Raw genomic sequence first — 12,247 nt, 5'->3', positions numbered from 1 at the left:
GGATACCGGACTCACTGACGCAGCGGAATGCACCACTTCCTTATCCCGGCAAAACCAACTGGAAAGCCCGACAATTAAGTCAGAAACAAAAAGCACAGGGGTGCCAGTTGGCGCGGAATTCTACCAAATAGAATTATATTCTTCTACAGTAACAATCTCTATCTAGCATTACTGGTACCAACCAGCATAAATCCGCCATAAATATCGACCATCAAAGATTAATCAGGGAGGCCCCTCATACATATAGAGCATCAAGCAAAGAGAGTACGGCTTAAAAAGCCACTAGCATCTATAACGTACCAGATACCGACCAAATTTTAAGCGCCTCATGGTATACGAAGAAAAAAAATATGCCAGCCTAAATAACCACGCTAGATACGCTCAATTTCACTAACAGACAAACAGTTCCCGCCCTGGGTACATCGCAAAAATAAAGCTAGGCATCCGATCTATTAATATCTTACAGGGCAAAAAAAGCACCTTTGCAGGACTGAAATTCTCATTAAGGCACTTTAGACACCTAGCTGTAATCGCCCCAGGTGAGCCGATCTCTTCCCCACCAAACCCAGATACCGGAAAAAATCCAGTCAGCAAATCACAGATAATACAATGGGAGCAAATTTTCGCTTATCCACTTGAGGTCGAGGCGTATATATTTCTGATCATAATAAATAACACCGTGAACCGGCATAATAAGACCCATAGTACTCATCAAAAATAATTTACAGAAAAGACATAAACCTCGTTTTAAGAGATGATCCCTCCTGTAAATTCACACAAAATGTCTAGCTAGTCGACCGTCTCTTCCTCACGAAGCCGAGAAAGACGGCCATAGTAGTTACGCTGCTCTCCACTCTTCACCTTCCCCCGGTCAAGCCGGGTTAACGCCTTCTTCCAAACCCCCTCAAAGGCTTTCGCGGTTATCTTGGGAAATGGAGTAAACAAGGGGTTAAATGGATTATCGCGAGCCTGCATCCAAATTGTCATCCGGTTAGATTTTTCAAGTGCCTCTCCACGACAATGAAAACCATAGACATTCCCCACCACCAGAGTATTACCCGGAACAGACAATTTCTTAACCTGGCAGCCCATTTTATCAAGGTCTTCTTTATTTATTCGAAAGGACCCATCCCAATAGCGTCCAGATGCTCGCTCAACCCCTTTCTTACAGGCTTCAAGGCTCTCTTTGTACTCCCACGTCAACCTTTGCCAGGTAAGCCGCTGAGAGCCTGATACGTAAACGTAAGAACCATTTTTGTCGCTGGTATCATCTATATAGAGCCAAGCCTTTACGCAAGGATGAAAAGTATCTGCATGGAGATCGCGTTGCGGATCTGGCCGTGGGTCCACATTTTCATGATTACAAAGATTTTCAATATAGAATAACGGTGGACGGTTCTTTGACGAACAAAATCGCATTAACCGATCCAGTTTTTCATTTCTCACAAATCTCTGAAACTCAGGTGCTCTTTTCCTTTCTTCGAAATCCATGAAAATTCTCTGAGTGACCGTTGTCCCCTCAATTACCTCCCTAACCGGCCCCTCAAATTTATTCAGTTCCTCAACCAATCTAGTAAATTGTACTTGCGGCAAAAAATTTTCTTTTAGGATATAACCATTATTAATGAATTCTCGACGACACTCAGATGACACCAAAGGCGAAAGAAGAAGCAGGCGGAATCTGAATAAAAAATGAGCCAACAGCACCCTGAAAACATGCAGGCCGCAACGATTTAGCCAATAATTGCCTAAGATAGGATTGTTCTTGAAGCTCTTCCCCCAACTAAGTAATTCAAATAACCACTTTGGTATTTTCCAAGTCAAATGTAATATGGACCGCAGCATAACTGCCTCCTTAAAAATCCAAAAGAATATTTATGCTCGCAGGTCAACCAAGGGGATTAGCATCTAATCTAACCCCAGATGTAGGCAGCGGGAATAACCACCCTGCTATCAATACTGTAAAAATTTCCTTCGATACCAATAAAAAAACTTAATCAAAAGACTCTTTCGGCGTTTCGAAGCTCGCTCTCTTTCAAGTAACTCAACCGTAGTTTTCGCATCAATGTAATCGCCAGACGTATTATCCACATACACCGGATATAACAGTAAGGTGCCTGCTATTAGCTGGTCTAAAGTGAGCCTGCGCCCTCTACGGGCACTGAAATCTTCAAGGTCTGCTTTTATCTGCCCTCGCCTGGAAAGCAAGACGTCATGGGTCAATCCCCAGCCAGCATAAAAAGGCAAACCGTAGGTTACAACCTTAATTCCACGCAACAGGGCTTCAAACCCAGCTAGTGAACTCATTGTGTGTACTTCATCAACCCGGTCAAGAAGGAGAGATATATCCCCTTCATTGACGAGCGTGTCATAAACTGGCTTGGCCCCTGACGGCAATGCTCCAAGACGAGCACCGGCGACAACATCAGGGTGAGGTTTATAGACGATATATGCATCCGGATTCGCCTTTCTTACCTGCTCCAAAAGAGATAAATTACTCTTTACAACAGGAGAGCCACAGGCAATAGATGCATCACTTTCCACTTGTCCAGGCACTAGGATAACGCACTGGTTATTGGGAAGAGGCAAGCAAACAGCCCCCGCCATATTGTACTTGGTCACTCGCTTACTCAGCAGCAACGCGTGTAAACTTTGAGCTCTACCCAGCAGCGAGGCACTAAAAATGGTCTCGCTTAAAATAACTTCAAGATCACTCGGGGATCTGGCATCAAAATAAATACCACGCCCGTCAAATACCAGAGAGGTAGGCGCCACTAAGTCTGCACCCAATCCCGCCGAGCGTAAAAAGCCATCTTCTACATGCCAGAGTTTCTGCTGCAACCGATCAATTTTTGTATGTAATAAATCAGTAACCCGGCTCGCCCATATAAAAACATTCGTTCCCGCAGGAAAACGTGAGATCTCTTTCTGTTTTTTAACAAAAGCAACTTTAGTTTTATTGGCGAGAAAACTAGGGATAAAGCCCCGCTTCCAAAGTGAAAACCCTACGCCCAGCCAAGTACCCTCAAATCTCAGCCACTGCCTCTTTTGCTCAACAATTAAAGCAACAGTATCCTCGAACTGACACTTGTCACCGGAATAAGGATTTATATATTGACTATACCTGAAATAAGCTGCTGCAAACACATGGGGTAAGGTGCGATTCAGACTGCGACGATCAGATCTTTGGCGATCCCGGGTTAATCCCCAACCAGCATAGAAGGGGATTCCAAAACAGTGTACTTCTTTACCTGCTATTAATGCGTCGAAACCAAGCTGGCTAGTTACCACATAAACCTTATCGACCTGATCGAATATTGCCCAGGGGGAGATATCCTCAGCAATGATTCTGCACCCCTTTCTTGAAGCCAGCTCCAAAAGATATCCACGCTTCTTCCCAGCTATGACATCGGGGTGTATTTTAACGCATATCTCTGCATCCGGATTTTCTGCAATGGCCCTGTCCAACATCTCCCGAAAATGTCTCTCCGACCCCTGCCCAGCAGTAACAGACACATCGCCAAAAGTCTGGTCCACCACCAAAACGCCTGGACGCTTAGCCGGCCAATCCAGTGCTTGATCTATGGACTGGTTATACTTACAAAGCCGGTTGAGCCGCAATAATTCCAGTCCCGCTTCGGCACGCTTCAGTTCTGAAGGGGAAAAATCGCCGTCTTTAATCAAGGTTTCCAAATCGCTGGGCCTTGAAGCGTCGTAATAGATTCCTGTTTTATCCACCACTAAACTATGCGGCTGCGCGCCTTGAACCCCCAATCCCAAGGAGCGTAAAAATCCATCTTCGATACTAATGAAAGGAAGATCTGATCCAGTAGCAATTTTCTTTGCCTTAACGGCCGTTGCTTTCAGTCCCCAGCCGACCATACAGCTTATAGAGCTACCTGGTCGATAAAAAAAATATTGGCAAGGAGCTCCCAGGAAATTTTCCAGGTTATGCAATCGGCGTAAACCCAGGGAACAATGACCAATTACAGACATTTTCTGGCCTCGACCAATAGACTTTCTCGAAGTAATTCATTCTCAGCCAAACCAAGAATTCCATCTACCCATATCGAAGCTTGCATAGGTAACAATAAGCCGTTTTCACGATGACGAACTACCTTGCTATAGATGTCACCTTCAGCATAGATACCCACAGCACCACTCAAAGTAATATCGAAAAATTTCGTGTGTGATCTGGCCCGATTAAACGGTGAATCCAGTAGTGGCGCCAAGCCTATGGTGCGGCCGGGCCCCTGGAGCATAGATAAATAGGTGGGCCACTTCATGGGATGCAACACCTTGACTCGAGGTATATTGCAAAAGAGACGATTGACACTGGTATTCCCAATGATCTCGAAAGTTAGCCTTGAATTCCGCTCAAGAACCTCTTCAATAACAGGCAATAGCCAATGGATATCGGCCTGATGCGATGCCGAACCGTGATAAAAAACATTCAATGCCGGTTCGGAAGCTGCCTTTAGGGGTCCAGCCTGCAGTAATTCAGGAGACCAATCAGAATACTTTTGCTGCAAATAAGGCGTTGATACCCAAAGCTGCGCACCCACTGATTTCAGCCAATGCTGTTTTGACCAGCTGTAACGTAGAATCTTGGCCTGATATCTGAGCGGCATCGCAGTAAAGGCACGCCAATCAAACAGATCATCATCCATGAAAAAATGGATCTTAGAAATTTTAGCCAAATTTTGATCCAGTAAGGATTGCCACTTGCTAGGGACATACCGCACAAAGATCACCTCAGCCCCCTGCAGTTGTCCCTCTGCCGGAAGTTGATCAAAAGTTAAACGCTCGGCATCGACCCCCAATTTTCTCAGGTATGGCAAAATAAAATAATCCGTGGAGGGATTTCTTCCTTCCTCCACAATCAGCCAGCGGCTAACTCGATCCAAACCAGTCACCTGAACTCAACTCTCAAAGGGAAATACAATCGGTAGCAGCACTAAAACCGTAATCGAATAAGCAATGGTGAGTGGCAAACCCGCGCGCAGGAAGTCGCGCAAGTGATAGCCACCGAGGTTTTGCACAATCAGATTGGTCTGGTAACCAAACGGGGTAAGAAAACTCGCACTGGCCCCATAGGCCACAGCCATCACAAACGGCATCCAGCTTACACCGAAACTCTCGGCTAGGCTCCACGCCAGGGGGAAGGTCAGTGCTGCGGCTGCATTGTTGGTCATGAGTTCAGTCAGCAAGAGGGTTAGCAAAAATACTCCCACTACGCCAGCAAATGGGCCAGAATCCCATAAAACTAACCGCATTGACTGAGCCAGGGTATCCGCCAGACCGCTGCCAGAAAACGCCTCTGCCAATACAAGGGCGCTGGCGATAATCACCCAAATTTGAAAGGGAAAACGCCGCTGGAGTTCCGATGTTGTTACGATATTAAGCGCCAACATACCCCCCAGTAATACCACCAACCCCTTTAACAACGAAAAAAATCCCAGCGCAGAGCCCGCAACTACTGTTGCAAATCCAACTCCAAGTAACCAACTGTTTTTCTGGGAAAGCTGCCGCTGCAATTGAGCGCCACTTATTACAAAAAAGTTCTTATCGATATTACGGTGATGTTTAAAGTCCTGACCCACGGCCAGCAATAGCGCATCTCCAGATTGTAACCTGATCTCTCCGAATTTACCAGAAAGCCGATCGCCCCCGCGACGTATGGCCACTACCGCCGCATCAAACCGAGTTCGAAACTGACAGCTTTTTAAAGTTTCACCGATAATGCTTGAGTTTGAAGTTAATACCACTTCAGTTAAATCCATATGGAGAGCATCATCATCCAAGGCAAATAGACGCAGCCCTTCGATAACCCGCAGCCTTTCTAAATCGCGAATGTCTCCACTAAAAATCAGCTTATCCCCACTACGTATCACTTCGGTAGGCGCAACGGGACTAATACTAAGCCCATTACGTACAATCTCTACTAAATATAGTGTTTCAAGCTGACGGAGATTGTTGTGCTCAACACTGTAACCATTCAGAGAGGAATCATCGATAACCTCTGCCTCCAGTAAATACCGAGCAACCTCCTCCTCAACTGTGTCGCCAGTAGGAACTAGATGGTTGCACGTAAGTAGTATTGCGAGCCCAACTAAAACAGCTCCAATACCTACAGGAAGGAAGGTAAAAAACTCTAATGGAGCCTCGCCCTTATCTAGCACAAAACTGTTTACAATTAAGTTAGTAGACGTCCCGATCAGGGTCAATGTCCCCCCCAAAATTGCAGCGTAGGAAAGAGGTAATAACAACTTTCCTGAAGGGTGACGTCGCTGTGCCTTGACACTAGATGATAGAGTTGCAACAACAGCAGTATTATTTAGAAAAGCTGAACTTAAAGCCGTAACACATATCAATTTAAATAAGGTCACCTTGAATTTTCCGCCGATAAGCCCGTCAGAAATAGCCTTCAACCAGCTCGCTTTTTCAAGTCCAATTGAAATAAGGAGAAGCATCACCAGAGTGACAAGGCCTGGATTAACAGCCTTCTGTAATACTAACTCAGATGTAACCAAACCACTCAAAAAGCAAAGTGTTGCCGCTGACACAAAAATTAAAGACGGCCTAATCCTTGTGAAAATCAAAAACACAATGGTCAACAAAAAAACGATAGATACAAAAGTCTCCATCAGAGTCATAAAAAAATTTCCGCTAACTATACTATCGTATTTTCTATTAACACCTTAACTCCCCCCCAACAACCCAGATGAAAAATGGTGTATACATATACCGACAAAAAGTCAACTGCTACCTAACAATTGGCACATTATTGTATTCATTTAACCCCAAAGAAAAATCCTCCCTCAAATGAGTCAGAAAAGGACTATAACAGGGATCAACCTCTAAATTATTCACCCAAATTTCTTTTAGATATTTTGCTTCTTTTTCAAACCGGGCACGTTTTTCTCGAGTATCATCCATACCTCGACTAACAGATTCATGATGATAAAGTTCAGCATTTGGAGTCCACAGATTTCTGTAACCGGCTTGCGCAACTTTTAGACAAAGGTCTACATCATTAAAGGCTACTTTCAGCTCTATTTCATTTAACCCACCGACTTCTTCAAAGACTTCCTTTCTAATTAATAAGCATGCAGCTGTTACAGCGAGATAGTTTTGAGTAGCTTTCAGGCGCCCCATATAACCATCACTATCTTCTTCGTGAAATTTGTGAACATGGCCAGCTAGTCCACCCAGGCCGACAACAACACCAGCATGCTGTATACGCCGATCATTATAATAAAGTTTTGCACCCACACAACCAATTTCCGGCCTTAAAGCGTGTCCTACCATTTCCGTCAACCACCCGGGAGTTATAACCTCAACATCATTGTTAATTAACCCTACAATACTCCCATTAGAATTGAAGACACCAAAATTATTAATTTTCGAATAATTAAATGGCTCATTAAAAGGTATTACTCTAACCCGACCATCAAAAGATATCTCTTTGAAGAATTCATGAATATTTGGGTCATCGCTCTGATTATCCAAAATTATAATTTCATAATTTGAGTATGCGGTCTTACCCAAAATACTTAATACACATTTTTTAAGGACATCCAGCTGATTTCTGGTTGGAATCAGCAAGCTAACAAGTGGTTCCGGCTTTGGGACTTTCCATAAAATATCAAGATGACTTCCGCTATCGCCAATACAGACGTTTACATCACTATTATACGAACTGGAAATATATCTATAAACTGTCATCTTAGCAGAATCAATATATCCGGGCGAATGCTTCAACGAAAAACGGTGGTACAAGATTCTGGGGACATGCAATATATTACAATTTCCTTCCGGATTTCCAATCGCAGTCAGAAACAATGTTAAGTCCCACGCAGTATCACTCACAATATTTGGCGTGCCGGCACTCTGTAATACTGATGCTCTAAACAAAACAAATTCACGAATATAGCTAGTTGAATATAATAAATCTGGATTCCATGCCGGCTTAAATATTGGTTTTCCTCTGCGGCCAGATTCATTAATAAGGTCTTCATCGGCATAAAAAATATGCCCATCTGGGCGTGCAACTATAGCATCATTTAAAATGCTCAAAGCATGTTCAGACAACAATGCACGCGGAGGGAAAACTAAAAAATATGAGTTTTGATTAGTGGAAGTACACTCCCTCCAATCAGAAATATTTTTAATACGTAACTTCTTGTTACACTCAGAAAACTTATGTAGTTGTAATGAAGTCTCAGTAGACACTCCATCCGATAATAAAACAATCAAATTCCAAGACTTATAATGTTGAGCATATATTGAAGCTATAGATCTCATAACTCTATTAATTTTATCTAGCGGCCCAACTGGCATTAATATTGAAATTACATGCCCCTCTTTAACACCACTCGAATAGCTCTGTAGTAATTTGTTTTCTAAATCTTTAATCCACTTATAATAGTAAATGCGAGCCCCCCCAGCTCGGAAAGTAGAGTTATATCGAACCCATAACCTTTCTATATCATTAGAAGAGTCCAATTTTCTTCGAGACAAATGCGATTTCATTCTATCCATTGCGAAGATTCGAGATACTCTTTTGATTAAAAGCTTATTGAATGTCAACCTGGTGTTAGCCGAATTAATGGAGATGCTTAAAGTCTCCCCCCCCCTTGGTAGCCAAATTAGTCGTTTAGCCAATCTTCCACTTCTAATTGGAAAAAATTGATCAATTGCTTTCCTTGTCCCACTATGTTCCAAAGGAAAATTTAGATCTAAATAACTTTGACTTGAAGTAGCAAAAAGCTCTAGCATATACCACCCTTTGGGCAAGGGCACGCCAGAAAAATTAAAGCTAGCCCCGCTTGGGCCAGCAGTTAACTCATTATCACCATAACCAGAAAAGCTATTCTTGGAATATGGAATAAAATACCTCAAATCAACACTGTATAAGTGAGGTATTTTTAGGAGGGAGATCTTTTTTTTTAGAAAAGAAAACATTAAAAAACAACTTATTGAATTCAGTAACAAAGATTAAAATTACGACGCAAGTCATCAGAAAATACAATCAGGCGACCTGAATCAATAGGCGCAACCTATTGATATAAACTATCAACTGGAGCAAAGATGGTATTCTTTGTTTATTCTATCAAAATATGTAGAAAAACCAACTTTTTGCGCTAACCTCTTCCCTTGATTTTTAAGAATATTTTCCTTGGCTTTCATATCCAACTCAGCCCACTTCCTTTTAACCTCTTGAAGAAGATCAAATTCCGTACTTGGCGGCTTGATCACAAAACGACCGTTCGTTTGAGCTACAACAAAATTTGGATTTTCTGCTTGAATTACACTTCTGTCAATGTTGCCTGCAGAGTGTACAAAGATAACATCTGTAAAGACACGACAAACATAATCAAGCATTGTGTAACTCGAAGAAGAACCAAAGATTATTATTTTCTTCCGGTACAGCGAATTCTCGTTATGAGCAACTATTATTCTACCCATATTGGGTAGATGGTTATCATAACTTACATGTTTTCGATAATTAACTCTCAGCAGGAGTTCTTCATATGCGCTTCGAGGTGGGAATATTTTATTACCTAAATCACCACACAATAAATACTCTTTATATTCATCGCTTTCGAATAATGAATACACAATTTGCTCATCTAGCTTAAGAATTTTTAGTATTTCCATAAAACTACACCTGGCTCCCTTTGGAGTCCAGTGTGAATCACAAACTCGAAAGGGGCGCTTGCAGAAATCTTTTAGCTGCGAAACTGGATGTATTAAATTATGCTCATTTTTTGAAATTGCTTCAACCTCGTCAACAGGTGTAATTTTACCTCTTTTATATGGGTAGTATTCAGGTATTACCATCTCTTTTGATGGGGCAATTAATACAGCATGTCCGAAATTATTCGAAGTTGCCAGACTGCCAAATGAAGTTAAGTAGGACCTCCAGGCATATTTTTGTTTTTCGCTTAAACCAAGTTCGCCCTTAAACTGCAAAACGCTATTATTAGAATCATTATCTAAAAAAAGCCAGCCGGCCTTACCCTCTAAAACTTTCAGATCCCCTTCAATAGAAAATTTAATTACATCATATCCCCTCCCTTGAATTTCAAAACCAAAAACTCCACCAGGGGAATTAATAGGGATTTTTTCCCCGAACCCACACTTGTATTGTGCACGGCAAAGCTGCTTGGATTTCCCAACTCTTTCAATAACGTCTACTCTATCTTTATTGAGACTAAGGTATTTTTTGTCTCCGCCATGTTTCACGTAAGGTATGGCTCGTAAATTTTTATTTGTTAATACCCAGCCCTGAAAAAAAAATCCATTTTTCAGAACTTCGCCACCTGCCCCCAACACTCCACTCTTGGGGAAGTCTAGGCACCAACTCACAATTTCAGGTCTTCTCCCGGGAATCTGAGTAATAAATAAATTAAACATATTAATCAAACAAACACTTTATTTTTAACGGCCAGTATTGTCTGGCGATATTTAATCGTAAATTTAATATCATAACGAAACACGCCTATAAAAGATTTGACGTGCCAAACTACACCCCAACCTTACTATTTAGCCCTAATATGGAACTGCTCTTGTCAATTTTTCTACCCACTAATAACCTACTTGAGTATCAAAGTATAATTAGGCTATAGGTATAGTCCAACAACAAAGAGATATGCCCCAAACATTAATAAAATAGCCCTTCCCAGCAGATCATATCCTATTTCTTCAAATAGGTGTAAGTATACAGAATGCCATCTTCGCTAGTCATTTTCAGTTAAACTTGATCAACACAGAAAAAATTATATGGGCAGTTCCGAAGCAAGCTGCTAATATAGATTATTGAAAGTTTTTATCACTTATAAACCTTAGAGTGATAGGGAGGCTGATTAAGTGAAAGATATATTTCATACTACTCACTTAACCAGCAAGCACCTCTATGATCCAAAATATTTTTTAGACTCCCACCCTATAAAAGCTATGTAGTGCCTTCCTTTTCTGAACCAATCGTAATAGCTAAGTTTTCGGAAGTCATTTATAAATATATTTTTCAAGCCTTTCAGCTATTGCTGAATTTAAACTATAGATTTTATTGTATACCAACTTAATGTATTCCACACCTATTTGGTTAAACTGCGGGTTGGTAGCCAGCCGTTTTGAAAAATCATCGTTAGTCATTTTTGACATGGTATCAGCTAAAACTTCCACACATAGTTCCACTGTCTGGTGGGGTATCAATGTAAAATTCCTAACAACATCTTTCTCATTAAAAGCTACTCCTGACAAAAATTTAAGTGCGGCGGTTTGGCTATAGTCCCATGACATGTCATCGGTCGGGGGAAGTATCATAAAACGCTCTCTTGGCAAGCTTACGACGTATTTTATTCCCAGCTTATTGACTAGTTCCCAGTCAATACTTTGCGTCCATATTCGGTATACTAATGAAAACTCGGAGCAAAAATAGTTAATAATCTGAGATGAAGAGGAGCCGCCAAAAATAATGATACTTCTTTTCTTTTCAGAATTTCCTTGATATACAACTGTATTTGCAACATGAAGGATACCATTATCAAATATTTTCTCACCTTTTAAGTCGTTTGGTAAGAATGGGACCTTTCTTGTATCTTCTCTATTTGACAAATCTCCTACATGAAGTCTCCAGTTAAAGTTTGAATCAATTAACTTCAAATCTACTTCAAGATTAAACTGACCCATTATATCTTTAAATGCTATATAAGCACCAGAATCACTCCAGTGAGTATCATTTCTATGAAATGTAAATTCATCGCTGAATTTTTCAGGAAGGTAGATAACCGATTCCAAGCATTCTTCCTTGACCCGAGAGGCCAGGCGTTGCTCACTTATAACTACGTTTTCTGGTAAAAAATTTTCAAAGGTGCAATGCTTATTTGGTACGATATATGTTACATAATTTAAATCTCTCTCCCTCGCAAATCTCTCTCTGTTCTTAATCAAATCTACCCATTTTTCCGCAGCACTTACCGTCTGTGGATGCCTTCCTGTAATTTCATCTATGACTTTATTGGTATCATTGTGTAAAAACAACCATGATTCTTTACCTTCAATATGGTTTGGAAGGGTCATAATTTTTCCTAAAAAACTTTATCAACAACTAACTAACTAACTAACTAACTAACACCAAACAATATTTAAGTGTTCGACGAAAACAAATACATGGCAACCATTCAAAAGTCACTTCTATCACTCTACCCTAAATAGGTCATAAGGGAAATAGTGCAGGGAA

General features: G+C 41.2%; 7 protein-coding genes. All 7 read right to left on the bottom strand.

Annotated features, from left to right (window positions below; translation table 11 throughout):
* Positions 1-789: 789 nt before the first annotated feature.
* Positions 790-1,845 carry a phytanoyl-CoA dioxygenase family protein gene (locus MO867_RS09030; RefSeq protein ID WP_252466034.1) on the bottom strand — a complete coding sequence of 352 codons (1,056 nt, stop codon included), beginning with the start codon at positions 1,843-1,845 and terminating at the stop codon, positions 790-792.
* 108 nt (positions 1,846-1,953) lie between these two features.
* Entirely contained in the window at positions 1,954-3,882 is a 1,929-nt protein-coding gene (locus MO867_RS09025) for a capsule polysaccharide biogenesis protein (protein ID WP_252466051.1), read from the bottom strand.
* Positions 3,883-3,986: 104 nt separating this feature from the next.
* Positions 3,987-4,916, bottom strand: coding sequence for a glycosyltransferase family protein (locus MO867_RS09020; protein ID WP_252466032.1), 930 nt, complete (start codon positions 4,914-4,916; stop codon positions 3,987-3,989).
* Positions 4,917-4,922: 6 nt separating this feature from the next.
* Positions 4,923-6,656: an SLC13 family permease gene (locus tag MO867_RS09015; protein WP_252466030.1), complete on the bottom strand. Its 1,734-nt coding sequence runs from the start codon at positions 6,654-6,656 to the stop codon at positions 4,923-4,925.
* Positions 6,657-6,765: 109 nt separating this feature from the next.
* Positions 6,766-8,967, bottom strand: coding sequence for a glycosyltransferase family 2 protein (locus MO867_RS09010; RefSeq protein ID WP_252466028.1), 2,202 nt, complete (start codon positions 8,965-8,967; stop codon positions 6,766-6,768).
* 111 nt (positions 8,968-9,078) lie between these two features.
* Positions 9,079-10,431 (bottom strand): alginate O-acetyltransferase AlgX-related protein, encoded by a 1,353-nt coding sequence (locus MO867_RS09005; RefSeq protein ID WP_252466026.1) that lies wholly within the window; start codon positions 10,429-10,431, stop codon positions 9,079-9,081.
* 582 nt (positions 10,432-11,013) lie between these two features.
* Positions 11,014-12,087 carry an alginate O-acetyltransferase AlgX-related protein gene (locus MO867_RS09000; RefSeq protein WP_252466025.1) on the bottom strand — a complete coding sequence of 358 codons (1,074 nt, stop codon included), beginning with the start codon at positions 12,085-12,087 and terminating at the stop codon, positions 11,014-11,016.
* Positions 12,088-12,247 lie beyond the last annotated feature (160 nt).

This window comes from Microbulbifer okhotskensis (assembly GCF_023895975.1).
Lineage (GTDB): Bacteria > Pseudomonadota > Gammaproteobacteria > Pseudomonadales > Cellvibrionaceae > Microbulbifer > Microbulbifer okhotskensis.
The sequence above is the reverse complement of the archived record's forward strand: the minus strand, read 5'-3'. Positions and strand labels throughout refer to the sequence as shown.

Coding starts and splice junctions, on each gene's coding strand:
- MO867_RS09030 (WP_252466034.1), bottom strand. CDS start 1,845: ATGCTGCGGTCCATATTACATTTGACTTGGAAAATACCAAAGTGGTTA.
- MO867_RS09025 (WP_252466051.1), bottom strand. CDS start 3,882: ATGGTCGGCTGGGGACTGAAAGCAACGGCCGTTAAGGCAAAGAAAATT.
- MO867_RS09015 (WP_252466030.1), bottom strand. CDS start 6,656: ATGACTCTGATGGAGACTTTTGTATCTATCGTTTTTTTGTTGACCATT.
- MO867_RS09010 (WP_252466028.1), bottom strand. CDS start 8,967: ATGTTTTCTTTTCTAAAAAAAAAGATCTCCCTCCTAAAAATACCTCAC.
- MO867_RS09000 (WP_252466025.1), bottom strand. CDS start 12,087: ATGACCCTTCCAAACCATATTGAAGGTAAAGAATCATGGTTGTTTTTA.